A 26,455-nucleotide genomic window follows, 5' to 3' on the forward strand; every position below is an offset into this window, starting at 1 on the left:
TCATCCTTTATTTAACTATAGTTTTCCGGAGATTTCTTTTAATACTCGAGCTACGATTAGTCGTTCCTCTTCGGATATATCTTCTAATAAGCCATTTTGGAAATGGTCAATTTTTTCCCGCACTTGACCATATACGATTAGCCCCTGTTCCGATAATTGAACAATTTTCACCCTTTTATCATTTCCAGCATGAATTTCAACATAACCAAGTTCAATTAATCTTTGAACCAATTTCGTCGTAGTTGGTTTTTCTACATTTTGATAAAGGGAAATCTCACCAATCGTCTTTGCTCCTTCTCTAAAAATGAAATAAATAATGGACCATTGGGCAGTAGTCAGATTGAATGCTGTCAGCAGTACATTCAATTGATTTACATATGGTCGATACATATTTATATATTCATTAAATAGTTGCTTATACGATTCCATAAAATCACCTTCTTTTTAATTAGTTAGTGAAACTAATTAATAGTATATAATATTTATAATAAAATTGTCTATCCCATTTACAAATAAATAAAATTCACTTTTCAATGCATACTAACATTTAACAACTATGCATAAGGGAATACTTGGTATGAGTTTACTTCATCGTAAGGAGGAATGTAGCAATGAAGAGGCTATTAAAAACAAAAGCTACTTGGACGCCGATCTGGATGATTGCATTCCTTATGTTATGCATGATCAGTATTTATTTACCCGTATTTGGCGGTCCCTCGCAAAGACTAACTAATTTCCCACTAATTATTGTGGATGAAGACACAGGTACATCCTCTTTAGTTACAGCTAAAGAAATTGGAAATCATCTCATTCAAGCACAAAATGGACATACGTTTAACTGGAGAATTGTACCGAATAAGGAGGCCGCAGTCAAAGAATTAAAAGACAATCAAGCATATGGTGCCTTGATAATTCCAGCTAATTATTCCGATGGTATTACGGAATTACATAATGCCCTAATGACGGGAAAAACAGAAGGAAAGCCAATTATGCTAGAAATATTAATAAATGAGGGAGGCGGTCTGTCGACAACAGCGATAGCGACTAATGTGTTGGAATCTGTTGCTACTGTTGCTTCAACCGATATTAGTAAGCATCTTAAAGAAGATTTACTAAAAAACAATATACTGCTATCGCCGAATATCGCCTTCCTAATGGACGCGCCTATTCAATATACAACGACAAATGTGCTAGATCTTCCAGAGAACTCCAATAAGGGAATGACGCCTTTTATGCTTGTCCTGATCACATCCATTTCAGGACTTATGGGAGTGAATATGATTAATGGTTATATTAAAAATATTACCGGAAAGCTTAGAGACAAAGATTATCTACTAACTGACACGAAAATACTTGTAACTGAACTGCTATTAGGAGTTATTTTAGCTGCAATTGTTGCTTTCATTTTGCAATTAGCTATTTTCGGATTTTTTAGAAGCTCGCACTCGACAAGCATTTGGTGGATTTTCTTGTTTACATTTCTCTGCTGTATGACGTTACATTTCCAATTTAAAATTGTTGGACTGTTATTTGGAAAATGGGGCATGCTAGTAATGTTCCCTCTTAATATTATGGGGGTCTTTTCTAGCGGAGGAGCCGTCCCGATTACATCTTTACCGTTTATCCACCGTTTCTTCAGTACAGTTTTACCTACTCGATATATGGTGGATGGTATGAGGGCACTGCTTTATTATAATGGCAAATTACAAGCAGGACTTGGGACCGCCTTATTGGTCATCACCATTTTCTTTATCATTTTTCTCGGATCCTGTATAGCAGTTGGTTATCGCATACATCGAAAAGAACAGGCAAATACTTAATCATTCCAACACCTCTATAATCTACGGTAGAGGTGTTGAATGCATTTTACGCAAGCTCCTCTCTCGGGTTATGCTTCTTCATAAAAATAATGAATAAACTTGCTAATGCGCAGAATCCACCCGCTAAAAGGAATGCCCAATTATAAGTGCCAAACACATTGTATAATACCCCGCCACCAAATGCTGCAACACCTGCACCGACCTGATGCGCCGCCACTATCCAGCCATACATCATCGCACTCTTTTCAATACCGAATCTTCTGCGTGTTAAACCAATTGTTGGTGGCACCGTTGCAATCCAATCAAGACCGTAGAATACAGAAAAAATAACAAGCCATGTGATTGACCCTTGTGCAAGTGCAAATGGTAAAAACAACAACGATACCCCTCGCAGCAAATAATACCAAAATAGTAACCAACGATTATCAAAACGATCCGATAGCCAACCTGATAATGTCGTTCCTATCAAATCAAAAATTCCCATAAAGGCAAGTAATGAAGATGCAGTTATTAAAGGAATTCCAAAACTTATACAATAAGAGATGAAATGTGTCCCTATTAAACCAGTTGTAGATAATCCACAAATAAAAAAACTACCTGCGAGTAACCAAAATTCCTTCACTCTCAATCCTTCACCTAAACTTTGTAAAGCTATTTTAAATGGATTACGACTAGCCTTCTCGACTACCGGTACTTCTGATTCATCTACTTGTCCAAATGCTAAAATTCCCTTTTCCTTCGGTGTATTCTTCATAAATAACCAAATGACAATAAGCATAATAACACTTAAAACGAATATTAAACCTGTAGCGTAGCGCCAAGAATACTTCTCAATCAATGCTGCTAAAACCGGTAATAATATTAATTGCCCCGTTGCAGTGCTCGCAGTCAAAATCCCAACCGCTAGACCTCGTTGTTTTACAAACCATCGATTCGCCACTTGTGTACTTAGAACAGTTAGAAATAAGCCAGAACCTACACCAATCATAACTCCCCAAATAATAATTAGCTGCCACTCAGTCTGCATAACAAAAGTTAACGCCAACCCAATAGCTAGTGTCATCATGGAATAGATCATCATCCGCTTCAATCCAAAAACTTCTACAAATGCTGCCATAAAGGGACCTGAAAACCCGTACAAAAATAAACAAACCGCAAATGCAAACGATATAACAGGGCGACCCCATCCAAACTCTGCCTCAAACGGCTCAATAAATACACCAGATGATGATCGTACGATGCCGGCTACAATAATAGCAAAGAACGTTACAACTAAAATAACCCAACTATAATGGACACGTTTCATAATTCCGCACACTCTCTTTCTCTATTATTACATTAACTTTATTATACATACAGAAATCTTAATTTTCTTACATTTTTCGATAAATTTATTTCCCGAGGAATAATTTTAGACAAAAAAAGAATCCAAACTGACAGTGGATTCTTCGTTATTTTACACGCTGCTCTGTTTTCTTTTTTGTATTTTATGCAGAGTATGTGCTGTTCCCCATTCATGCATTGCCACTAAAATGGGCTCTAAACTCTTTCCATATTCAGTAATCGAATACTCTACTTTAGGTGGCACTTGAGGGTATACTTTCCGAGCGATAATATCTTCTTCCTCTAATTCTCGTAGCTGATTAGTTAACATTTTCTGCGTGATTCCGGGCACTCTTCGTTTCAGCTCACTGAATCTTAGCGTACCTCCTTGCAGTAAAGTTAGTAATATAACTGGTTTCCATTTTCCAACTAATATACCTAAAGCATCTTCCACGCGACATAATTCTGGCTGCATATCCATAATCCTTACCTCCTTAGTATCTTTTTGTATACTATACCACTTTTGAGTGCGTACTTATATTAAGTAAGTTTGAAGTTTATACTAAGTGTACATATACAAGTATTTTTGGGGGGCAATAATATATGGAAAAATATCGTATCGATCAAAAGCAAGGCTTAGAATTTGGACTTTATACACTAGGTGATCATATACCAAATCCTCACACAGGAGAACGTGTTTCTGCTGGTCAGCGTATTCACGAAATCATTGAATTAGCAAAACTAGCAGAGCAAGCAGGCATTGATTTTTTTAGCGTCGGGGAAAGTCATCAAGAGTATTTCACTACACAAGCACATTCTGTTGTGTTATCAGCCATTGCACAAGCAACTAGCAAACTGAAAATCGCCAGTTCATCTACAATTATCAGCACATCCGATCCTGTACGTGTATATGAAGACTTTGCGACGATTGACTTGATTTCTAAAGGAAGAGCAGAAATCATTGCCGGTCGCGCTTCACGCGTCGGGCTTTTTGAATTATTAGGCTACAATGTTCGAGATTATGAAGAATTGTTTGAAGAGAAGTTCGAACTTTTATTGAAGATTAATGAAGAAGAAGTGATTAATTGGAGCGGTCAATTCCGCGCTCCATTAAAAAATGCCAAGGTTATTCCACGTCCTCTAAATGGCTCACTGCCAATTTGGCGTGCAGTAGGGGGACCACCTGCAAGTGCGATTAAGGCTGGACATGCGGGTGTGCCGATGATGCTCGCTACTTTAGGAGGACCTGCTACTAGCTTTAAAGTATCTATTGATGCATACCGAGAAGCTGCCGAGCGTAATGGTTTCGATCCAGCAACTCTTCCAGTAGCAACAGCAGGTTTCTTTTACGCGGCAGAAACAACACAACAGGCGCTGAGTGAGGCATATCCCCATGTGAACACTGGGATGGAACTAATTAATGGACGAGGATATCCGAAGCAGCACTTCGCTCAAGGAACGGATACGCGTGACGTTATGAATATCGGTAGTCCGCAACAAATAATCGAAAAAATCCTCTATCAGCATGAGTTATTTGGTCATCAACGTTACATCGCACAAATGGATTTTGGTGGTGTCCCATTTGAAAAATTAATGAAAAACATTGAATTGATTGGGACAGAAATTTTACCTGCAATTAAAAAATACACAGCAAAGAATTAGTACATACCCTGTGTATAAGACAATAATAAAAACTAATGATTACTACACCTCTTAGGGATAATGCGTTGTAAGAAGTGTCCGCTAGGATTTCCGCTGCAGGGCGGACGCTTTCCGCGGGGTGAGCGATAAGCCATCACCGCCGCTTCGCGTACGTTGTGATGTCTCATCTGTCTCACTCATCCCGCTGGAGTCGCCGCCCTTCCGCGAAAATCAAAGGAGCTTGCTGACTGATTAGTTTCTCGCTTGATAAACCAAAAGTTTAATTAGAATCGAAGAGGAAAATTTAATATTAGTAAAAATCTCGTAAAATGATCCGGTAAATGGCTAAGAGAGACCAATCGGTCATTGAAAGCAATTGATCTTATAAGGAAAGCAACCAATGTACGGAAGCAATCCATTAATATTATGAAAATAAACATTATTATTTGGTAATTAATAACATAGAAAAGCTCATATTCACTGTTTAATAAGTAATTTTTTTCATAAGATAGCTGCCACTTTTGGCTTCGCCCTTATAAATAACTTACCTTTTTTAGCAATGGTAAGTCACCGATATGTCTTATTTTATTAATTCTTAAGCAAAAAATCCCTCCAAGATGAAGAATCACCTTGGAGGGATTTTCTATTAATTCTCTTCTACTTCTTTACGATTTTTCTTAAATAGTTTTGATAATATCTCATACACAATTGGTACGATGATTAGCGTTAATAAAGTGGAACTTACCAACCCACCTATTACAGTAATACCTAATCCTTTCGAGATTAGACCGCCTCCGCCACCAGATCCAATTGCTAACGGGATTAATGCACCAATTGTCGCAATCGCCGTCATTAAGATTGGACGTAGACGAGTGACACCCGCTTCCAAAATTGCTTCACGCATTGTCATACCATCACGTTCCATATGAACAATACGGTCTACAAGTACGATTGCATTTGTTACTACGATACCAATTAACATTAATAGACCCATCATAACAGATACAGAGATTGTTTCACCTGCGATTAATAAACCAACAAATGAACCAATTACTGCAAATGGTAATGAGAATAATATCGCAAATGGTGCGACACCTTCACGGAATGTGACAACAAGGATAAAGTACACGATTGCAATTGCTGCAAGCATTGCAACAATAAGCTGTGTAAATGTCTCTTCCATATCAGCAGCTGCACCGGCAACCCCAACTGTAACCCCTTTAGTTAAATCTAATTTATCAATTGCCTTATCTACTTCTGATGTAGCTTTTGAAATATCCGCACCAAGAATTGTTCCCGAAACAGTTGCGTAATATTCTCCTTTACTACGAGCAAGTGTATTTAGTGTCGTACCTTCTTCTACTGTTACAAGTTCAGAAAGTTTCATCGTCGTACCAAGCGCAGTCGGTACTTCCGTTGCTAAAATATCGTCGACCGATTTAGGTTGAGCAGCTTTTTCTTGCTGAACGATAACTTGTAATGTGTCTCCGTCTTTTTCAACCGTCGTTAAAACATCTTGTGTTTTATTCGGATTTAACATCATGACAATTTGACCCGTTGTTAAGCCATATTGCAGAAGTTCATCTTGTGCCACTTTGAACGTATACTCTACGTATGCATCTTCTGCACTAGAAGAAACGTCTTCTAAGCCGTCATTTTCATTCATAACGCCTTCTACCATTTTGACTGCTTCATTCAACCTATCTAAATCTTCACTGTAGAATGTATAGCTAACTTCGTTTGTAGACATCGACATAGAAGTGAAGCTTTGGCTCTTCCATTCACCTGTTTGACCAATGTTAAACACATACTCCTCAACTTCCGAACGTGCTCCTGGGAAATCTTCCATCTCTGGGTCAAAGATTAGGTACATTAAAGCACCACCTGCTCCTCCACCCATCATAGCTGACATCTGATCAGCGCCTTCTGTTACAGATAATTGGACGATATCTATATCGTCGCGTTTCAATAATTCTTCTTCCACTACTCCAACATTTGCTAATGTATCTTCTTTCAGCTCGCCCGCTTCTGGCGTATATGTTAAGTACATCACTTTTTCTTCTTCACTACCCATGAAGCTAAAACCGATTAGCGGCGTTAATGCCACACTACCTACCAATAAAACAATAGAAATGATCGAAGTAGTGATCTTATGATTTAAAGTCCATTTAAGAATACCTTTGTAAACATTTGCTAATTTGCCCGCTTCTTTATGGCTACTTTCTGTTTTTTCACTATAAAGCTTTTTCTTAAATAAGAAGTGAGATAATGCCGGAACGATTGTAATCGCAACAATTAATGATGCAGCAAGCGCAAACGACATCGTTAATGCGAACGGCATGAACAATTCACCAACCATACCACCTACGAAAATAAGTGGTGCAAACACGGCAACCGTTACTAATGTAGAAGACATAATTGGTTTGAACATTTCAATAGTTGCTTCACGTACAAGCGCTCGACCTGTTAACTTCTCTGACTTCAAATGTAGACGTCGATAAATATTTTCCACTACGACAATGGAATCATCAATTACACGCCCAATGGCAACCGTAATCGCACCTAACGTCATCATATTTAACGTAATATCCAACCAGTTTAATAGCAGTAAAGCCATGAAAATCGAAACTGGGATTGAAATAATAGAAATGATAGTAGATTTAAAATCACGTAGGAATAAAAGGATGATCAATACCGCGATTAAACCACCAAATAACGCTTTTTCAATCATCGTGCTAATCGAGGCTTCAATTGGCGCACCTTGGTCAAGGGATACCTCGACGATCAGTCCATCGATTGCTTTCTCTTCTTCGGCGATTAAATCCTTCACATCATTTACAACATCTACTGTGTTTGCTTGTTGTCCTTTGACAATTTGAATAGCAATTGCATTTTCTCCATTTGTACGGGAAACAGACTGTACTTTACCCACTACTTCAACGGTAGCAATATCACTAAGCTTTACGAATGGCGATGGGTTAGCTTCTGAAGGAGTAACAGGAATCAGCATTTCTTTTAGTTCATCCGCTGTCATGAACTTACCATCCACTGCGACCGCTTGTTCACCTTCTTCAAACTCATACAAACCTAATGAAACAGCTAAATCGCTCGCTTGAATCATTTGTTTTACATCATCTTCTGTTAAACCAAGTTCAGCCATTTTTTCTTCGTCATACGTAAGCTGGACTTCTTCAATATGTTGACCTGTAATAGTAGCAGATGCAACCCCATCGATTTTTTCGATTTTTGGAAGTAATAGATCCTCAACAGTCGACGTTAAGTCAACGATATCCTCCGTAGAACTACTTATACTTAGAGCAACAACCGGCATCATATTCATGCTAATTGCAGTAATTGTTGGTGCTTGTGCCCCTTCTGGTAAATCCACTGCATCTAACGCAGATTGCAAAGCACGCTTCGCTTCATCCATATCTATCCCATATTCGTACTCTACTTGAATATTTGCCATATTCGAGTATGAATTAGAATAAACAGATTTCACATTTTCTAAGTTCTCCACCGCTTTTTCTAGCGGCATCGATATATCTTCCATGACTTGTTCAGGAGTTGCCCCAGGATAAACATCCATTACCATTAAGAATGGAATTGAAATATCTGGAATCGTCTCCGTCTTCATTTGTGTACCCGAATAAATACCGGATACTGTAATAATAATTGTAAGTAACCATACTGCTAACTTATTTTTTAATACAAAGTTAACTAAACCTTTCACTTTTACACCTACCCTAAATTGACTTATCTAGCTCCGTTAATTATACTAATGACTAATCGGTCAATTGTCAACGATATTACCTAGGAGCGATACATATAAAATGATAAAAAAACAATTAATAATGGAAAAGGCATTGGAGCTTTTTGCGAAACAAGGATTTGAAGCCACGTCTGTTCAACAAATAACAGACCACTGCGGCATCTCTAAAGGGGCATTTTACTTATCTTTCAAGTCAAAGGATGAATTGATTTTATCGTTAATAGACTACTTTATGACACAATTTATTTCTGATATTGACTACCAAGTCAGAAACGTGAACAATGAAGGACTTTTATTCAAGTATTATCACACGACATTTCAATCTTTTGTTCAACATTCAGATTTTGCCAAAATTCTTATGAATGAACAAGCTCAGACATTTAATAATAAAGAACTGATTGAAAAATTGCATATATACGATAGATTATTGGACAAAGTTACTCTAACCATGGTTGAACGATTATATGGAGATGAGATCATCCACACAAAATATGATTTGGTTTATTGTATTAAAGGATTAATGAATAATTATTCCAAGCTAATACTATTTTATAATAATTCACTCGATTTGAAGCTACTGTCTGAATCACTAGTCGAAAAAACAAACTTACTTGCGAAGCATGCAACTATTGCATTTATTTCAGAAGATATTATTCATGCTATAGAACAGCCAAATTTAGAGGTGATAACAAAAGAACAGCTTCTAGAAATGATTACACAAAAAAAGAACGAGATGGAAGAGTCGATTGAAAAAGAATCATTAATCCTACTAGAGCAACAACTTCTCGAACCGACTCTAAGTCCCGCAATTGTGAAAGGGTTAATCGAAAATATCCGCAATCATCCACATTGCAAATGGATCTCTTATTTACTCCGCAATTACTTTGATTTATGAAATAGTAAAAGGCAGAATGCATTTAGCATTCTGCCTTTTTTATAAGTATATTATCACTCTGTTTCTGGAAAAAATGCCTGAGCTGTATAAATATCTACCAATACCGGACCAGTTGTTCGGATAGCATCTTCGAGAATTGACTCCAATTCACTATCCGTATCAGCACGAAATCCTGTCCATCCGCACGCTTCAGCTACCTTAACAAAATCTGGGTTAGTCAATTGTGTTCCCAGTTCTCTATCTCCAGCTACCTGGATTTTGTCACTTTCCATCTGCAACGACCCGTTATTAAAGACTAGAACGGTAATGTCTAGATTATAGCGGGTTGCAGTTAAAAGGTCTGCAAGCGTCATCTGAAGACCTCCATCTCCAACTATGGAGATGACTTGTTTTTCTGGCTGCACAAGCTTAGCCGCGATAGCCGCTGGAAGACCGAACCCCATCGAACGCCAATAACCTGAGAATAGGACAGACTGCCGACTTTGACGAAAATTGCGGTTCATCCATACTGTTATATCCCCTGTGTCCAATGCGAGTATCGCATCTTCTGCAACTGTTCGTTCAATTGCTCGAACAATACGGGAAGGATGAATTGGAGAGCCGGTTATCTGACCCTCCTCCTCATTTTGAGTAGCCCATTTTACTTTTGCGTCCTCTATTCGTGTCTTCCATGCAGAATTCTTTTGATAACCTTCTAAGCCTTGCAACAGAAGCGGGACCACTTGCTCTGCTTTTCCATTGACCCCAAGCTCCGTCGGAATTCCTTTATGGGCAGTTGCGAAGTGAGTGTCAATCTGAACAATACGAGCATTGTTAGGCACGTACCCCTCAGGCCACCAAGTCACACCTACAAGTAGGACAACATCAGCTTCTTTAAAAACTTCTGCTGCATGAGGATTTCCCCCTTCTCCAATTCCTTGAAGAAGGCATGGCGTAGATTCTTCAAACAGTCCTTTACCACCCAAACTAGTAAGGATACCCGCTCCCCAAGTTTCAGCAAGTTCTTCAACAGCAGAAGCAGCCTTTTTCGCCCCCGCTCCGGCAAGAATAATTGGCTTTTTTGCTGTTTTCATTACTTCCACGACTTCTTTTAGATCTTCCGTTTGAAAAGAGGCTGTTCCTTCTATTACTGTCGGCAGTGCACGAGCTTTTACTGCTGTCTTTACCTGAAACAAATCTTTTGGTATTGAAAGATGAGTGACAGCCTGTTGCTGAAGGGATGTATGAGCAGCTTTCTGAAGTAGTTCCACTATAGCATCCTCACTGGCAAGATTTGCTGAGTAGGTCGCGAATGGTTTAAAAAGTTCCTGTTGATCCACATATTGTTGATAGTCTGTACCAATTTTGTTACGTGGTGCTTGGCCGGTTATCGCTAGGAAGGGGGCTTTATCTGAGTAGGCATCCCCAAGTCCGTTCAGCAAATTGGCTGCTCCCGGTCCCATCGTAGCCGTGCATACTGCAAGCCTTCCCGTAAGCTTAGCCTCTGCAGAAGCCATGAATGCAGCGACAGATTCATGTTTGACAGGAATAAACTCAATTTTGTCCTGTTTGGCAAGTGCATCCAAAAACCCAATGATTGTATCTCCAACGACACCATAAATACGCTTGACCCCTAAAAGGGACAATTGATCCAGCATTACTTCAGCAACTGTTTTACCCATAAAAAATCCCCTCTCCTTTTAGCATTTGTTTATCAAGTAATTTCCCTTAAAGCGACAGAGATAAACATTCTGCTAAAGTTATACCTAGATTGGGGATAAGTTGTGTATAAGTTATTTGATTTTTTCGACAACTGAGTGGATTACTAGTCAAAAATTATTATTTGTGAATAAGTTGGGGAAAACTTTTAGGAAAGATCATCAAGTGTTCTTGCCTTTCTAATATTGAGAAGTTTAATATCGATACTTTTTTCATGAGTGTAAGTGGGATTTCTTTAGATAAAGTATTAAACGATTACGGGGATGGCGAATACGAATAAAATGGCCATTTATCGGAATGCGAGAATTCGACTCTGTGGCCATGCTTAAAATCGGAGACTTGAAAAGTGTAGACGGCATTATTACTGACTCGAATATTAGTCAGCAGATGCTTGATAAGTATGAGAAGCAGGATGTAAATGTGTTTATTGAAAATTTATCGAACCGCAACTATCTAGTACATTGGCGTTCGCTTTTTACGGACGAACGCCAATCCTTATTCGCCTTGTTTCATCTCAGTGCTTATTTCAAAACATATGCAGCCAATACACTTTGCACTTTATAAATATTCAATGATTTATTGAATTTCTTTTGAATCGGTGCCGCACTCCCCGATAACCAAATTTTCAATTCAGCATCCAAGTCTAAAGTTCCCGCTGTCTCAATTGAAAAATGTACGACACTTTTATATGGAATGGAGTGATATTCCACTTTCTTTCCAGTCATTCCTTGCTTATCGATGAGCAATAGTCGTTTATCCGTGAACACAAAAAGATCTCGTATAAGCTTATACGCATATTCTACTTTTTCAGATGGAACTAGTAAATCCTTTAGCTCTTTTTCGACTTTATCCAGTTCTACCTCTGACGCATTCCCCATTAAGCCATCTAAAAATCCCATTTTCATCTCTCCTTTTTCACTAACTTTCCAGTTTCATTTAGCTATTTCTTTTTCTTCAATCATTTTACCATATAAACATGGCGTATATTCGAATATTCAGACTCTTGTTAGTGAGCTATACCAGGGAAGTTACTCCTTCTTTTCCATCACTTTAGCCATTTGTTGAGAATTTATATCTTCTTCCTCCTGGAGTTTATTAACGATATTAAGATAGTCCTTCTCATTACGATTCTGACTTAATTTATAGGCAGCTTGAACTTCGTGTATTTTAATCTTAAATCCAACAATACCTTTTAGTTCTCTTTCTATAACTTGCGGAGAAAGTTTCTCCCACAATACTGGATTATCACGATGTTGCTCATATTTTAGTAGCATCGAAGATAGTTCTTGTTTTAACTCTTCTTCATTCATAATGCTAGCTGTCCCATATACATGCACAGCTTGATAATTCCATGTTGGAACATTTTCATGCTCGTACCAAGAGGACGAAATGTAAGCATGCGGACCCTGGAACATCACGAGCACATCCTCACTCGTTTCGAATGTTCTCCATTGTGGATTTCCATAAGCCATATGCCCGGTTATATAGAGGTCCCCATCTTTTTCACTCAATCCCAGAGGTAGATGAGTAGCAATTGGTTTGCTCTTTTTGGTTGTAACAATCGTTCCAAATGAGTTCTTTTGAACAAATTCTTTTATTTCATCAAAATCTGTAACTTTATAAAACTTTGGTATATACATGAATAACTCCCCCTTGTTTTGTAATTATTTGTACAATCTGAGTTAATAGTAGTACACTAACTGACAATTAAAAAGGTACATTTTTAAATAATTACATATGTCAAAGGAGATATTTCTGAAAAGTCTCCTTTTTTCATTGTTTTCAATGTGTGTAACAATGGGAAAGTACATACAAAAAGACCGCTTGACGCTACTGCATCAAGCGGTTAAATACAAGGAAAAACCTACTCAGAAAGTTCCTTCACTGTCGGCTTTCCTGCCTCTAGTAACACTTTACTGCGTCCTAAGAAGACACCTACTATTAAAATTAATATCCCAGTTCCTACGAGTAGCCATTCAATTTTTACTGCATCCGAAATAGGACCAAAAATGAGCATTCCAATGGGCATCATAGAAGTCGAAATCATCCCAAACACACCAAATACCCTACCAAGATAATTGCTTTCCACTTTCTCTTGGACTAAAACCATCGTTGGTGTATTGAAAATTGGCATTGTCACTCCGAATATACCCATAAAGGTTAAATAAATCCAAAACACAGGAGTAATTCCAAGTGCAAATGTACAAACACCCATTATAATACTTGCAAATGTCATTGTATGGATTCTGTTATTAAAGCCTCCCCAAGTAGCAATAATAGCTCCCCCTAACATCATTCCAACCGAAAAAGCTAATTCGATTGCTGTTAAGCGCCATACATCATCACCGAAGCTACGTACCACTTGAAGCGGAGTTAAAAAGGCAGCAGGTGCCATCAACACAAAGAAAAAGGCAAAAAACAGAAAAAACTGCTTTAGAAAAGCATGTTGCTTAATATATACTAATCCTTCTTTGAAATCAGTGAAATAGCTCGTTGTTTGCTTTTCAGAAGCTTTTTCATGCACTGCAATTTTCAATAATGTCAGTAACGTGATAATCGCCAAAGCCGCAGTAACCACATCGATAAAGAAAATAACTTCAAGTGAAGTCATCGTTAATAACGCCGCACTGACCATTGGAGATACGAACATAATAATTGCTTGAATACTTCCATTCGTTCCATTCACTTTCGTCAGTTTGTCTTCCGGAACAATTTGAGGCAAAATAGCTCCAACTGCTGGAGTTTGAATACCTGTACCTACTGCTCGAATTGCAGCCATAACAAACAGTAACCAAATTGCGTCATACCCCATTAAAAATACAATAGCAAGTATAAGTGTTGCTGTCGCAATCAAACCATCCGATAAAATGATAAGCAGCTTACGATTATAACGATCAGCCCATACTCCAGCTACTGGAGATAATATAAAAGTGGGGATAAACCCACAAAGGATAAACAACGTCATCATCATTCCTGATTGCGTAGTTAGCGTAATATGCCACATAATCGCATATTGAACTAAAGAGGATCCAAAAAGTGATAATGTTTGGCTACCTAAAAAGATAATAATATTCCTTTTCCAGTTTTCAAATGTAGAATTCATTTTATTCACGACCTTTTTATATAATTAGTTTTAGTAGGAAAATGGCAAGGTCATATTTTCTGGTAATAATTATTATTCTTTTATGTTTTAAAGACAGCAAAAAAAGAGGGCAGACTCGTCCCCCTCTTTTTAAATCATAAAATCAAGGTTTCCTAAAATAGACAGACCAATCCCATAGACACTGCACTTAAGCAGAGCTTTTGAACGTATTCAATTAACGGTTCAAAACTTGGATTCTAAGTCTCATTGATGCTGTCAAAAGGAAAACCTCCATTCCAATATAGTGAATTCAATTTTACCATACGTATTTCAGCTATAGCAATTGTCAGAGTAAATGACTAAATATTATTGCATCTCTTTTGTTGGCCCCATAATACCAGGAACAGTTAAACCAGCTTGACGTAGTAATACAGTCATTTGGCCGCGGTGATGTGTTTGATGGTCGATTAAGCCACGTAAAAGTTTACCACGCACTGTCGGTCCAACAAATCCAGTCACCTCTTCTAGTAACATATCATCTGTCAGCTTAGCTGCCTCCGCTTTAAATGCATCAGCCACTTTTTCATAAGCTTGCACAATTTCAGCTACATCTGTTGGTGCTGGATCATTGCGTCCAGGTGCCGGAATCTGTACACCTGCAAAATGACCATATGCTCCTGCTGCCCCTACTAAATGCCAAGCGAGCCAACCAAGCGTACTATGTCCTTCTTCTATCGCTTGGTCTAACTTATCATTTGTGATTGCCTTAATTACTTTTAATGTTCCTGCTGCTGAAACTGTCCAATCTTCTACAAAATCCTCTACTTTACGATACATATATACCACTCCAGTTTTTATAATATATTTCTTCTTCCATCATAACTATTGGTGAATTTGTTTGCAACAAACAAGAAAATTGTCCAAGATTTTCAGTGTTCTAGTAGAGTAGTTTCCGTTTAAGCATGCTAGAATAGTTAATATATACAAGTTATTGGAGGAAAAATGATGTTAACTAATTTCGAAGAGAATTTACAAAAGTATGCAAAACTATTAGTTGCAAAAGGTATTAATGTTCAATCTGGTGATTGGGTAAAAATGACTATCACTGTTGATCAGGCACCATTAGCACGATTAATTACGAAAGAAGCATATGATTTAGGTGCTGAAAAAGTCATTATCAAATGGTCTGATGACGAAATTAGCAAGCTGCATTATTTAAACCAGTCTACAGAAGTGTTAACAGACATCCCAGATTATGAAATCCAAGAATCCGAAGACCATGTGTTAAACCATCGTGTAAGTCGTCTCTCTATTGTATCTAGTGATCCAGGTCTACTAAACGAAGTGGATCCTGCTAAAATTGCCGCTTACCAAAACATTGCGGGAAAAGCATTCAAAGCACAACGTATAGCAACTCAAAACGATGACTTGAAATGGACTGTTGCCGCTGCAGCTGGGGCAGGTTGGGCTGCACAAGTATTCCCTGATTTAGCAACTTCTGAAGAGCAAGTTGATGCTTTATGGGACCAAATTTTCAAAACATGCCGTGTTTATGCAGATGATCCAATTGCTGCGTGGGATGAACATAAGAAAACGTTAAATGAAAAAGCGGCTAAATTGAATGAAATTCAGTTCGACGCATTACATTATACTGCACCGGGCACGGACTTAACTTTAGGTTTACCAAAAAACCATATTTGGGCATGTGCAGAAAGCTATAATCCTAAAGGGGAAGAGTTTATTGCCAATATGCCTACAGAGGAAGTCTTTACTGCTCCAGATACACACCGGATGGAAGGTGTCGTACGCAGTACCAAACCACTAAGCTATGCTGGTACGCTAATTGAAGGTATTGAAGTGCATTTCAAAGATGGCAAAATTGTAGATATCTCTGCTGAAAAAGGAAATGAAACAATTAAAAAATTAGTTTTTGACAATGAAGGCGGTACAGGACTAGGTGAAGTAGCGCTTGTTCCAGATCCTTCTCCAATTTCTCAATCGGATGTTACTTTCTTCAATACATTATTTGATGAAAATGCATCTAATCACTTAGCAATCGGTTCAGCTTACCCGACTACGATTCAAGGTGGTACAAAGATGAGCCAAGAAGAATTATTAAAACATGGTATGAACACTTCCATTGTTCACGTTGACTTCATGATTGGTTCTGACAAGATGGACATCGATGGCATCAAACAAGATGGCACAGTCCTTCCAATCTTCCGTAATGGAGACTGGGCATTTTAGATATTGTCCCGAACACGAACGTATAGAAGGTATCAACCAAAAATTGGGTTGGTGCTTAAGTTCAAGTACTGTTATACTAGCGTCATAACTGAATGATAAATGCAATACATGGAGGAGCCTGTCACAACGGCTCCTTCATGTATTTTTTTTGTTCAGAAAACTATTTATAGGAGGTAACTTGTGTTTATTTTACAAATAGTTATCATTTTACTCGCAACAAAATTAGCTGGTCAGTTAAGTATTCGGCTAGGACAACCATCTGTTTTAGGTAAAATCATAGTAGGTATTATTTTAGGTCCGGCATTACTAGGGTGGGTACAGGATACGGAGATAGTTTCTATCTTCAGTCAAATAGGAGTTCTTCTTTTAATGTTTTTAGCAGGATTAGAAACAAATTTAAAGGACTTAAACCGGAATCTAAAAGCATCAGTATTCGTTGCTATTGGTGGGATTATAGCTCCAATTATTGGTGGATACTTAGCGTCTCAATATTACGGACTATCAATGGAAGAATCAATTTTTATCGGATTACTATTATCAGCAACTTCTGTCAGTATTTCTGTTCAAACGCTAAGAGAATTGGGTTGGCTTAATAGTAAAGAGGGTTCTACTCTACTCGGTGCAGCAGTTTTAGATGATATTATTGTTGTTATTTTAATCGCGATTGCTATGAGTTTCTTTGTAGGTTCTGATGTTAGTATTGCATTATTAATCGGGAAAAAAATCTTGTTCTTTATCATCATTATTTTAGCTTCCAAATGGTTAATTCCTAGATTTATCCAAGCATTCTCTAAACTTAAAGTCACGGAAGCAACGTTAAGTGCAGGAATAATCATTTGTTTTAGCTTTGCTTACTTTGCAGAGCATCTTGGAATTGCAGGGATTATTGGAACGTTTTTCGCAGGAATTGCCATTGCTCAGACGAGATTTAAAGAAGAAATTGAGCATAAAGTCGAACCGATTGCGTATGGATTTTTCGTTCCATTCTTCTTTGTCAGCATTGGTTTAGCAGTATCGTTTGATGGTATTGGTAACCAAGTTGGATTTATAGTTGTTTTCTCTGTTATTGCAATTATTTCAAAGTTTATAGGTTCAGGGATTGGTGCTCGTTTATCCGGTTTCAATTCAAGATCATCTATGGGTATTGGTGCTGGAATGATTTCAAGAGGAGAAGTGGCATTAATATTAGCTGCCATAGGGCTAGAGAGTGGTCTACTACCTACTGAATACTACACAGCAATGATTATTGTAGTAATTGTCACAACACTAGTTACCCCTCCATTATTAAAATTATTTTTTGGGAAAAAAGACTAGAATACATCCAAAAAAGAGCAAGGTATTACTAATATACTTAGTTACCTTGCTCCCATTAGCTATTATTTTACTTTGCCATGAGAAGGATGACAAAAACAGTCCAATGTATGATCATTTACCATTCCCACAGCCTGCATATAGGAATAACAAATAGTACCCCCTACAAATTTAAATCCATCTTTTTTCAACCTCTTACTCATGTAATCACTTATTTCACTTGAAACGGGAACTTCTTTTACTGTCTTCCAGTGGTTAACGATTGGTTCACTTTCTACAAAACTCCAAATATAATTCGAAAATGTACCATGCTCTTTTTGGATGTTCAAAAAGGCCTTTGCATTTGTTACGACACTTTGAATTTTTAACTTATTTCGCACAATCCCAGCTTCTTCTCTTAATGATTGCATCTTTTCATCCGTATAAAGAACAATTTTTTCCGCTTCAAAATTATCGAACGCCTTTCGATAGTTTTCTCTTTTTTGTAAAATTGTCCACCAACTTAGACCCGCTTGTGCACCTTCTAGGCACAACATTTCAAAAAGTAGCCTATCATCAAATACAGGTACTCCCCATTCTTTATCATGATACTCCACATATAAAGGCTCTTTTGCTGCTATCCACGCGCACCGTTCTGCCATTTGTAATTCCCCCTTGTGCCACTTATTAATTATAGTTAGATTGTACCATACGTATGTTCTATAAAATACTTACATATTGTTCATCTCTTGACACATAAATATTATTGATATATGGTTATATACATAAGTGTATAACCGTATAAGCGTGAAGGTTAAACAGAAAAGTGGTGAATCCATTGGGCAAACTTCTCGATCAAGACAAACCAATTTATATGCAAGTTCGAGAGAAAATTGAAGACCAAATTGTAAACGACCAGTTGAAAGAAGGAGAACAGGCACCATCTACGAATCAACTAGTGGCCTTTTATAAAATCAATCATGCCACTGTATCGAAAGGGGTCAATCAGTTGGTCGATGAAGGAATTCTTTTTAAAAAGCGAGGAATTGGGATGTTTGTTGCAGAAGGGGCTAAAAAGAAGCTCATTCAAAAACGAAAAGATGCATTTGTAGATGATTATATTGTTGGGTTAGTACAAGAAGCAGAAAAATTAGGAATCTCCGAGCACGAAATTGTTGAATTCATCCAAAAAATAAAAGGAAGTGAAAGAGCATGACATTAACTATAGAAGGAACGGACTTAAGTTTAGCTTATGGATATCATCATGCGTTAAAAAATTTATCGTTCCGATTAAGTGAGAACAAAATTTATGGATTCTTGGGGAGAAATGGAGCCGGAAAAACCTCCCTTCTTTCTATACTAGCTTCATTTCGCGAGCAAACATCCGGTTCCCTTACTATTGATGGAAAAGCACCATTTGAAAATCCACATGTAATGCAGCAAGTAGCATTTATATACAGTAAAGATTATAAAGACGAATCTGATAACGTAAAAGAAATGCTCGAGAGTGTAGAAAGATACCGTCCACATTTTGATGGGGAATACGCACAGTATCTTATTCAAAAGTTTAATCTACCATTGGATAAAAAAATAAAGGAATTTTCCAAAGGGATGCAATCCGCGCTCAATGTCACCATCGGATTAGCTTGTCGAGCACCAATTACGATATTCGACGAAGCATATTTAGGAATGGATGCACCAACAAGGGAAATCTTTTATCAAGCATTATTAGAAGATCAAGCAAAGCATCCACGAATAATGATTATTTCCACACATCTTGTCTCTGAAATGGATTATCTGTTCGATGAAGTTCTTATTTTGCATAAAGGAAGCGTTGTTTTGCAGGAAGAATACGAATCCCTTATAACAAAAGGAGTATCTATTACCGGAGCGGCAAACGAAGTAGATGAGTTTGTTCAATCCATGAAACTATTAAATGTTCAGCAGCTAGGTAATACAAAATCTGTCATGGTTTATGGAGAGCTAACAGACAGAGAACGAAAACATGCACAACAAAGAGGACTTGAAGTTGGTCCCATTTCTTTACAGGATTTGTTTATCCATTTAACAGAGGAGGGAAACTAAGATGAAGCAAAAAGCAATTTATCCCAAAGTCGCCACGGATTTGTTTTGGGTTCAATTTTTTTGGGCTTTTGGTTTTTTAGGTGTCCTTCTTGTAGTTCAAATCATTAAAACTATACTCTCTACTACTAAGGGAATTGAAATGAACGATTATTTTGATGCAGTTTTTATTGCCGCTAATATTTTTATGCTTGTTATTGGCATTATTTCTACTTACGGATTCCTTCCTTACTATGTTAGCAATGGAGTCACAAGAAAAGATTATTTTAAAGGATCTGCAATAGCTTCTGTTGGTCTTTCGATTACTATTCCGATAATAGCTAGCATAGTATCTGTAATCCAAATTTTTCTAGTAAATTTAATAAATCTTTCTATTCTAAAGGATAGCTCATTCGACAATAATGCTGGAGCGGAAGGTAGTATTATTGGAGAGATTATTCTCTCGATTATATTCACCCCTTTTGTGGACCTGCAAAGTAATTGGCTTTTAGCTATTTTCGTCTTTGCTTTAAATATTTTTATATACTATCTAGTCGGTTGGTTGATTGGCTCTGGATTTTATCGATTTGGTGTTCTATTTGGCTTAATCAGTATTATCATCGCTTTTTTAATTATCTATGCACAGGATTTACTCTTAAGCATTGCATTAGACTTACCTGTCCAAGATATGTTTGCAACCTTGGATTTTCCCATATATGTGTCCGTAATAGGCATTTTCGTTCTTATCGCAATTACTTTATGGATGATACGCCAACTGACGAAACGTGTAGCCGTTAAAATGTAAAAACGTTCCCTGAGTCACGCAAACACAGAAGCTATTCTGAATGGCATGACGCGGGGAACATTCAAAAGTTACGCGCATCGTCCAGTTCTTTGTGATCCTCCCTATTCTCTTTAAATTACGGAATTCGTATTGGCATTAAATCCAAATGAGTACAATAAAAAGACCGCTTGATGATAGTGCATCAAACGGTCAAATATTATTGTATCTAAAAATAAACTATAAAAGAGCCTGTTTAGAAATAATAACTCCATCCTCATCCGCGTAAACATACTCTCCAGGCTTCCAGTCGACTCCACCGAAATGAAGTGTGCTATTACGTTCGCCAGTGCCAGCTTTTTTACTTTTTAGCGGATATGTTCCTAACGCAAGAATGCCGACATTCATTTTAGCAAGCTCTGCTGAATCTCTAACATAACCATTAATAATAATGCCTGCTAACTTTCTAGATTGAGCGATGCCCGCTAGACGATCGCCAAGAAGTGCACATCGCTTAGAACCACGACCATCCACGACAAGGACAGAGCCTTCCTCTACATTTTCGAGTGCTTCCACAACGAGCACATTATCCTCAAATACATCTACTGTTTCTATTTTTCCTGAAAAACATGACTTGTTTCCGAAAGAACGGAAATCAATATCGCAAATTTGTAATGATTCTGAATGATCGTCGCATAAATCAGTAGTCTTAAAATCTATCAAAGCTGATTCCTCCTAATCTTTTCTTTCTTATATAATTTAACATTCTCTCCTAGTATACATCATAAACTATTCTGGATTACTCTTGACTCAAGGGACATTAAATTCCAACAATGCTCAACATCAAAATTTCTCGTCATTGTTCAAATCGTTGTCGAGTAGTTTGTCATACTTGTTTCTCTTTGCTTTCAAAGCTATTATCCAAGGAATAGAAACCAATTTTCAATGTAAAGAACTCTCTTAACTATAATCCCCAATCCAATTTCAGAAAGTCTTTAAGAATTTTTAACTGCTCCGGACCTATCTTATCAGCAATTTCTTTCTCTAAATTCGCCTTCAGCGATTCATTTTTTTCATAACATTCTTCACCCAGCTCAGTTAACCGTATGCATTTATCTTTTTTGTTATACTCCACATTATTTATTTCAACTATCCCTTTTGCTTCCAAAATTTTTATGAATTTATGGGTGGCTTGCCTCGAAATATCCAAGTTTTTGGAAACAAACGCAATAGTAGGCTGCTTTTTATAAATTCTAGCCATGATGAACCACTCGGAATTTGATAAATATATATCACTGCTATCATTCCATAGTTTCTCCGTTATTTTTCTAAGTTGAAGATGTCTCTCACTTAAAATATCAATCAAATCCAAGTTATTTAATTCTAAATCCAACCAATTCACTCCTATAGATATCTTTGACACCTACTATATAAAATCCCCCTTACATTGTCAACAAAATTGACAACTTATAAAAATTGTCGTAAACTAATATTGTAAACTAAATTGACAATTTTACAGTTGGAGGCTAACACGTATGTTTAATGTTGGAGATATTATTATTTATTCGGCACATGGGTTATGTAAAATTGACGATATTTGCGAAAAAACCTATGGTGACAACACGAGAAATTATTATGTATTACATCCACTTGAAAATTCCAAGTTAATCATCAATATCCCTGTTGATAGTGAACAAGTAGTAATGCAGAAAGTTGTGGAAAGAGACGAAGCGGAAGATATTTTGCAGTCCTTCCAACAACCAGGCATCGAGTGGATAGAGAATGCAAAACAGAGAACAAAACAATATAATAGTCTCGTAAACACCGGAGATCGTAAAGAAATTGCTAAAGTAGCAAATACGTTAATGAGGAAAAAACGTGAGGCTAATAAGAACAAAGAGAAAATGTATGATCATGATCGAGTTCTTTTAACAAGTATACAAAATACAATGTTCAAGGAACTAGCACTGTCACTGAATACTACTTATGGAGAAATTTCTACCTATGTTAAGCGCATGATTAGTCAATACGAAGTAACTTGACTACATCTTCCCCTTATTACTGACAATAAAAATAAAAGAATAAGGAGGAACGGAATGATTACACTATATGTGATACCAGGTAACACATCCTGTAGAAAAGCTAGAAAGTGGTTGCAAGGAAATAATATACCTTTTGTTGAACGGAATATATTTTCCGAGTCATTAACTATGCCAGAGATTAAAGGAATATTTCGTTTAACTGATAATGGTACAGAAGACATCATTTCCAAGCATTCAGAAGTAATTAAGCGAGAAATTGGTGATATGGATCAATTGTCTTTAAAAGATCTATATAACTTGATCCAAAAAAATCCCCGTATTTTAAAAAGTCCCATCATTCTTGATGAAAAGCGCCTAATGGTTGGTTTTAATGAACATCAGATTCGTAGATTTATACCTAGATCAGAACGTTTATACTATGGTGCCAGTCACCCACATTATTAGTAGTGTCCGCTGTGTAAGTAACATTCAAGTTAATTCAAACAAACGAGAATGTTATGATTTGATGTTTGTTTCTTACACAGGCAAGCTTTTTAAGCCATCCCAATAAGTAATAACCCTAAAACGAACGTTCTGGAATAGACACCTGAAATAACGTCAAGCCCATATTCAGAACCTACATTCATAACTGCAAGCAACGAACCACTGATACTTTTGTTTAGACCTTCTTTGAATCCACTTGTCACTTTTCCCCATCATAAGGACCGCGATTATTCCTCTTTATACTACTCAATTTTTTTTATACCGATCTTAATAGATAAGCTATAATATTAAATAAGCATGTAAATAAGGGGGAGTTTATAATGGCAGAGAAAGTTACAGTATTAGGTGCAGGTACTATGGGACATGGAATTGTGCAGCTATATGCACAAGCTGGCTATGATGTATATATGTATGATATTAAAGACGAGTTCTTGGAAAAAGCAGTGGCCCGAATTTCAGACAACTTGGACATGTTAATCCAAGAAAATTCAATTACAACATCTGAGAAAGAAAATATATTAAAACGAATTTCTACATCCACTGATTTAAAAGAAGCGGTTAGCGGATCACAATTTGTCACAGAAGCAGTATCTGAAAATCTGACTATTAAATTTGTTTTATTCAAGCAGTTAGAGGAAGTCATAGAAGACGATACGATTATTGCATCTAATACATCTACATTTTCCATTCAGCAACTTTCAGAAGGTGTCCAAAAGACAGACCGTCTAATCATTACTCACTTCTTCAATCCGGCACATTTAGTTCCACTTGTAGAAGTAGTTAAAGGTCCAGAAACTTCACAAGATATCATTGATCGTACAGTAGAAGTCTTGAAAAATATCGGTAAGAAGCCGGTTGTCTTGAAAAAAGATATTCCTGGTTTGATAGCCAACCGTCTACAAGCGGCATTAGTCCGCGAAGCTTTCTATCTATTAGATAATGGTATTGCGGATGCAGAGGATATAGATTTAGCTGTTACTGCAGGTCCTGGATTCAGATGGGCATTCATTGGACCATTAGAAACTGCAGATTTTGGTGGCCTTGATATTTGGAAGAGCGTAGTAGAAAACCTTGCACCAGTTCTATCCAAAGAAGAGAAAATCCCACAATTTGTTGAAGAAAAAGTTCAAAGTGGGAATCTTGGGACAAAAACTGGCAATGGCTTATTCACTTATGCAGGGAATGAAGAAGTACAGAGAAGAATTACAGAACGTGATGAAAACTTCATCAGATTGTCTAACATAAAGAATGATAATAATAGATAACTAAATACATGATAAATTGGTGTCCCTGGTGTAGAAATATTCATGTTAATCCAAGTAACGTAACGTGAATGTTTCTTATACGGGGACACTTTTAATCAGATGATTGAGTTGATTTTATAATTGCTTATTGTAACTAAAAATCCGAATCTTTATTTGGAATGTATATTAAATCATTCGTTCAGATTGTGTTCTAATTACATTGATTGGAGCGAAGCGACGAGGAGGCTGAAGCCAAGCCCCCGGAAAGCGTCCGCCTGAAGCGGAAATCAACTTTGTTCGGATTTCAATTGTTTGTTCCCTATTATGAAATTGATTAAATTATATACTATTTTCGTTTGCTTTTAGTTTTTCTAGTTCTAGTTCAATTTGTTTTACATCAATTCGTTCATATAATGGCTTAATTTGAGTAATTTGCAACGGCAACTTTTCAATAACATCCCATGTGTTTAAAGATGTATTTAACATCTGTCCAATTTCTTTACAAGCAAAAGGTATAAACGGTTGTAGTAGCTGACCTAAATTTTGAATGATGTACACACAAGTGGCTAGTGTTTCTTCACAATGTACTTTGTTGTCATTAATCATAATCCAAGGCTTTCTTTCATCAAAATAACGATTTGCAGCACGTATAGCCTCAAAAATCGTTTCCATCGCTTTTTTGAAATGCCCTGCTTCTATTAACTGCCCCACTGATTGATATAAAGAAGATATTTCAGTTTGTATATTCACATCTACCTGCACTTGAGGTACTTTTGATTCATAGGTTTTTTCGATAAACTTTAAGTTTCGGTTCACAAAATTGGCGAAAGCACCGAGTAATTCACCATTGTGACTGTAAATAAACTCACGCCAAGAAAAATCTGTATCACGATTTTCTGGAGCGTTGACCGTTAAAAAATAGCGAATTGAATCGGGATGATAATTTTTCAAAATGTCTGGCACCCATACAGCCCAATTTTGACTTGTTGATAGTTTTCGTTTTTCGAGCGTCAAATACTCATTCGATATAATATTCGTTGGAGTACCTGAGTTTTCAATCCCCATTAAAATCGCTGGCCAAATCACTGTATGAAATGGGATATTATCTTTTCCATGAACATAATAGGATGTTGTATCCGCATTCCACCATTTTGATACGTCTACATTATGCTGCTTTCCCCATTTAAGACTTGCTGTATAATATCCTGCTACCGCTTCAATCCATACGAAAATTTTTTCCCTTCAAAGCCTGGTACTGGTACATCAATCCCATTAGGCAGGTCTCTTGTCACTGCACGATCTGGTACCCCTTCTGCTAAATAACGATTCGTTAAACCGATAGCGTTATCTCTCCAACGTTTTTCTAACGCTGCTTTTGCAACGTAGCTCTCTAATTTTGTTTGGAATTTACTAAATGAAAAGTAGAAATGCTCTGTCTCTCGAATTTCTGGTTCATCCCCACAAATTTTACACCGTTTTTCAAGCAAATCGAGTGGATCTAAAATTGTTGAACAGTTATCACATTGATCGCCCCTAGCTTTAGTACCGCAATTTGGACAGACTCCTTCGACAAAGCGATCCGGTAAAAATTGTGTATCCACTGCACAGTATGCTTGCTCAATTTTCTTTTTGTATAAAAACCCATTTTCAAGTAATGTTAAAAAGATTTTTTGTACGGACTTGTGGTGATGTTCATCATCGGTTCGTGTGTATAAATCGTAGCTAAAGCCAAGCTTTCTGAATGAATCTACAAATTCATTATGATAATAATCAGCAATCGCTTTTACTGTTGTATTTTCTTGATTTGCACGAATCGAAATTGGTGTTCCGTTACAATCACTTCCCGAAACATATAACACGTCTTCTCCTTTTTGCCGAAAGTATCTTGCCAAAATATCTCCTGGTAAAAGTGCTGCAATATGTCCCAAATGCAGCGATCCATTTGCGTATGGCCATGCCCCACCAATTAAAATTTCCATATGTTAATCCTCCTTTAAAATAAAAAAACGTCCTAATCGTAAAAACGATTAGGACGAGTAGACTCGTGTTACCACCTAAATTCGCGAATAGCTCACA

General features: G+C 37.1%; 24 protein-coding genes, 1 pseudogene and 1 other annotated feature (1 of these 26 running past the window's edge). Of the genes and pseudogenes, 11 read left to right on the forward strand and 14 right to left on the reverse strand.

Going from position 1 to position 26,455, the window contains the following annotated elements; genetic code table 11:
- Positions 1 to 15: 15 nt before the first annotated feature.
- Positions 16 to 429 (reverse strand): MarR family winged helix-turn-helix transcriptional regulator, encoded by a 414-nt coding sequence (locus BMZ04_RS14950; protein WP_093272635.1) that lies wholly within the window; start codon positions 427 to 429, stop codon positions 16 to 18.
- 182 nt (positions 430 to 611) lie between these two features.
- Between BMZ04_RS14950 and BMZ04_RS14955 the strand changes: the two genes are divergently transcribed.
- Positions 612 to 1,820, forward strand: coding sequence for a YhgE/Pip domain-containing protein (locus tag BMZ04_RS14955; protein ID WP_093272640.1), 1,209 nt, complete (start codon positions 612 to 614; stop codon positions 1,818 to 1,820).
- Between the two features lie 46 nt (positions 1,821 to 1,866).
- Here BMZ04_RS14955 and BMZ04_RS14960 read toward each other — a convergent pair whose 3' ends face one another.
- Positions 1,867 to 3,126: an MFS transporter gene (locus BMZ04_RS14960; RefSeq protein WP_093272646.1), complete on the reverse strand. Its 1,260-nt coding sequence runs from the start codon at positions 3,124 to 3,126 to the stop codon at positions 1,867 to 1,869.
- A 150-nt stretch (positions 3,127 to 3,276) separates the two neighbouring features.
- A complete protein-coding gene (locus tag BMZ04_RS14965; RefSeq protein ID WP_093272650.1) occupies positions 3,277 to 3,624 on the reverse strand; it encodes a winged helix-turn-helix transcriptional regulator in 348 nt (115 codons plus the stop codon).
- Positions 3,625 to 3,746: 122 nt separating this feature from the next.
- Here BMZ04_RS14965 and BMZ04_RS14970 point away from each other — a divergent pair, with 122 nt between their 5' ends.
- The gene (locus tag BMZ04_RS14970) at positions 3,747 to 4,805 is read left to right on the forward strand and encodes an LLM class flavin-dependent oxidoreductase (protein WP_093272655.1); all 1,059 of its coding nucleotides are present in this window, start codon (positions 3,747 to 3,749) and stop codon (positions 4,803 to 4,805) included.
- 625 nt (positions 4,806 to 5,430) lie between these two features.
- On the opposite strand, the gene BMZ04_RS14975 is transcribed toward BMZ04_RS14970, so the two are convergent.
- Entirely contained in the window at positions 5,431 to 8,517 is a 3,087-nt protein-coding gene (locus BMZ04_RS14975) for an efflux RND transporter permease subunit (protein ID WP_093272660.1), read from the reverse strand.
- 100 nt (positions 8,518 to 8,617) lie between these two features.
- Here BMZ04_RS14975 and BMZ04_RS14980 point away from each other — a divergent pair, with 100 nt between their 5' ends.
- The gene (locus BMZ04_RS14980) at positions 8,618 to 9,451 is read left to right on the forward strand and encodes a TetR/AcrR family transcriptional regulator (protein WP_093272665.1); all 834 of its coding nucleotides are present in this window, start codon (positions 8,618 to 8,620) and stop codon (positions 9,449 to 9,451) included.
- A gap of 53 nt (positions 9,452 to 9,504) precedes the next feature.
- On the opposite strand, the gene BMZ04_RS14985 is transcribed toward BMZ04_RS14980, so the two are convergent.
- From BMZ04_RS14985 to BMZ04_RS15005, 5 genes are all read right to left on the reverse strand, one after another.
- On the reverse strand, positions 9,505 to 11,112 hold the full coding sequence (locus BMZ04_RS14985) for a thiamine pyrophosphate-binding protein (RefSeq protein ID WP_093272671.1): 1,608 nt from the start codon (positions 11,110 to 11,112) through the stop codon (positions 9,505 to 9,507).
- Between the two features lie 558 nt (positions 11,113 to 11,670).
- Positions 11,671 to 12,048, reverse strand: coding sequence for a PH domain-containing protein (locus BMZ04_RS14990; RefSeq protein WP_093272676.1), 378 nt, complete (start codon positions 12,046 to 12,048; stop codon positions 11,671 to 11,673).
- Positions 12,049 to 12,177: 129 nt separating this feature from the next.
- The gene (locus tag BMZ04_RS14995; protein ID WP_093272682.1) at positions 12,178 to 12,789 is read right to left on the reverse strand and encodes an FMN-binding negative transcriptional regulator; all 612 of its coding nucleotides are present in this window, start codon (positions 12,787 to 12,789) and stop codon (positions 12,178 to 12,180) included.
- A gap of 224 nt (positions 12,790 to 13,013) precedes the next feature.
- Positions 13,014 to 14,252: an MFS transporter gene (locus BMZ04_RS15000; RefSeq protein ID WP_093272688.1), complete on the reverse strand. Its 1,239-nt coding sequence runs from the start codon at positions 14,250 to 14,252 to the stop codon at positions 13,014 to 13,016.
- 345 nt (positions 14,253 to 14,597) lie between these two features.
- The gene (locus tag BMZ04_RS15005) at positions 14,598 to 15,068 is read right to left on the reverse strand and encodes a DinB family protein (RefSeq protein WP_093272692.1); all 471 of its coding nucleotides are present in this window, start codon (positions 15,066 to 15,068) and stop codon (positions 14,598 to 14,600) included.
- Between the two features lie 165 nt (positions 15,069 to 15,233).
- On the opposite strand from BMZ04_RS15005, the gene BMZ04_RS15010 reads away from it, so the two are divergent.
- Together BMZ04_RS15010 and BMZ04_RS15015 are read left to right on the forward strand one after the other, a co-directional pair.
- On the forward strand, positions 15,234 to 16,478 hold the full coding sequence (locus BMZ04_RS15010) for an aminopeptidase (protein WP_093272696.1): 1,245 nt from the start codon (positions 15,234 to 15,236) through the stop codon (positions 16,476 to 16,478).
- 180 nt (positions 16,479 to 16,658) lie between these two features.
- The gene (locus BMZ04_RS15015) at positions 16,659 to 17,792 is read left to right on the forward strand and encodes a cation:proton antiporter (protein ID WP_093272699.1); all 1,134 of its coding nucleotides are present in this window, start codon (positions 16,659 to 16,661) and stop codon (positions 17,790 to 17,792) included.
- Between the two features lie 62 nt (positions 17,793 to 17,854).
- Here BMZ04_RS15015 and BMZ04_RS15020 read toward each other — a convergent pair whose 3' ends face one another.
- Positions 17,855 to 18,430 carry a DNA-3-methyladenine glycosylase I gene (locus BMZ04_RS15020; RefSeq protein ID WP_093272701.1) on the reverse strand — a complete coding sequence of 192 codons (576 nt, stop codon included), beginning with the start codon at positions 18,428 to 18,430 and terminating at the stop codon, positions 17,855 to 17,857.
- A 212-nt stretch (positions 18,431 to 18,642) separates the two neighbouring features.
- Here BMZ04_RS15020 and BMZ04_RS15025 point away from each other — a divergent pair, with 212 nt between their 5' ends.
- Genes BMZ04_RS15025 through BMZ04_RS15035 form a run of 3 tightly spaced genes read left to right on the forward strand, consistent with a single transcriptional unit; the run spans position 18,643 to position 20,634 of the window.
- Complete coding sequence (locus tag BMZ04_RS15025) at positions 18,643 to 18,984, forward strand: GntR family transcriptional regulator (protein WP_093272810.1); 342 nt, start codon at positions 18,643 to 18,645, stop codon at positions 18,982 to 18,984.
- Positions 18,981 to 19,853 carry an ATP-binding cassette domain-containing protein gene (locus tag BMZ04_RS15030; protein WP_093272704.1) on the forward strand — a complete coding sequence of 291 codons (873 nt, stop codon included), beginning with the start codon at positions 18,981 to 18,983 and terminating at the stop codon, positions 19,851 to 19,853. The genes BMZ04_RS15025 and BMZ04_RS15030 overlap by 4 nt, the downstream gene beginning before the upstream one ends.
- Position 19,854: 1 nt before the next feature.
- Positions 19,855 to 20,634: a hypothetical protein gene (locus BMZ04_RS15035; RefSeq protein ID WP_093272706.1), complete on the forward strand. Its 780-nt coding sequence runs from the start codon at positions 19,855 to 19,857 to the stop codon at positions 20,632 to 20,634.
- A 216-nt stretch (positions 20,635 to 20,850) separates the two neighbouring features.
- On the opposite strand, the gene rraA is transcribed toward BMZ04_RS15035, so the two are convergent.
- Together rraA and BMZ04_RS15045 are read right to left on the reverse strand one after the other, a co-directional pair.
- Positions 20,851 to 21,330, reverse strand: a complete 480-nt coding sequence (rraA, locus tag BMZ04_RS15040; RefSeq protein WP_093272813.1) for a ribonuclease E activity regulator RraA — start codon at positions 21,328 to 21,330, stop codon at positions 20,851 to 20,853.
- Between the two features lie 244 nt (positions 21,331 to 21,574).
- Positions 21,575 to 22,003, reverse strand: a complete 429-nt coding sequence (locus BMZ04_RS15045) for a MarR family winged helix-turn-helix transcriptional regulator (protein WP_093272709.1) — start codon at positions 22,001 to 22,003, stop codon at positions 21,575 to 21,577.
- A 142-nt stretch (positions 22,004 to 22,145) separates the two neighbouring features.
- Between BMZ04_RS15045 and BMZ04_RS15050 the strand changes: the two genes are divergently transcribed.
- Positions 22,146 to 22,652: a CarD family transcriptional regulator gene (locus BMZ04_RS15050; protein WP_093272711.1), complete on the forward strand. Its 507-nt coding sequence runs from the start codon at positions 22,146 to 22,148 to the stop codon at positions 22,650 to 22,652.
- A 54-nt stretch (positions 22,653 to 22,706) separates the two neighbouring features.
- Complete coding sequence (spx, locus tag BMZ04_RS15055) at positions 22,707 to 23,096, forward strand: transcriptional regulator Spx (RefSeq protein ID WP_093272713.1); 390 nt, start codon at positions 22,707 to 22,709, stop codon at positions 23,094 to 23,096.
- 89 nt (positions 23,097 to 23,185) lie between these two features.
- Here spx and BMZ04_RS22435 read toward each other — a convergent pair whose 3' ends face one another.
- On the reverse strand, positions 23,186 to 23,338 hold the full coding sequence (locus tag BMZ04_RS22435) for a hypothetical protein (protein WP_177184460.1): 153 nt from the start codon (positions 23,336 to 23,338) through the stop codon (positions 23,186 to 23,188).
- Positions 23,339 to 23,455: 117 nt separating this feature from the next.
- Between BMZ04_RS22435 and BMZ04_RS15060 the strand changes: the two genes are divergently transcribed.
- On the forward strand, positions 23,456 to 24,400 hold the full coding sequence (locus tag BMZ04_RS15060) for a 3-hydroxyacyl-CoA dehydrogenase family protein (RefSeq protein WP_093272715.1): 945 nt from the start codon (positions 23,456 to 23,458) through the stop codon (positions 24,398 to 24,400).
- 318 nt (positions 24,401 to 24,718) lie between these two features.
- Here BMZ04_RS15060 and metG read toward each other — a convergent pair.
- Positions 24,719 to 26,358 (reverse strand): annotated as a pseudogene (gene metG / locus BMZ04_RS15065) (methionine--tRNA ligase).
- A 46-nt stretch (positions 26,359 to 26,404) separates the two neighbouring features.
- Positions 26,405 to 26,455, reverse strand: a binding site (T-box leader) (it continues 190 nt past the right edge of the window).

Source organism: Psychrobacillus sp. OK032 (assembly GCF_900111345.1).
Taxonomy (GTDB): Bacteria; Bacillota; Bacilli; order Bacillales_A; family Planococcaceae; genus Psychrobacillus.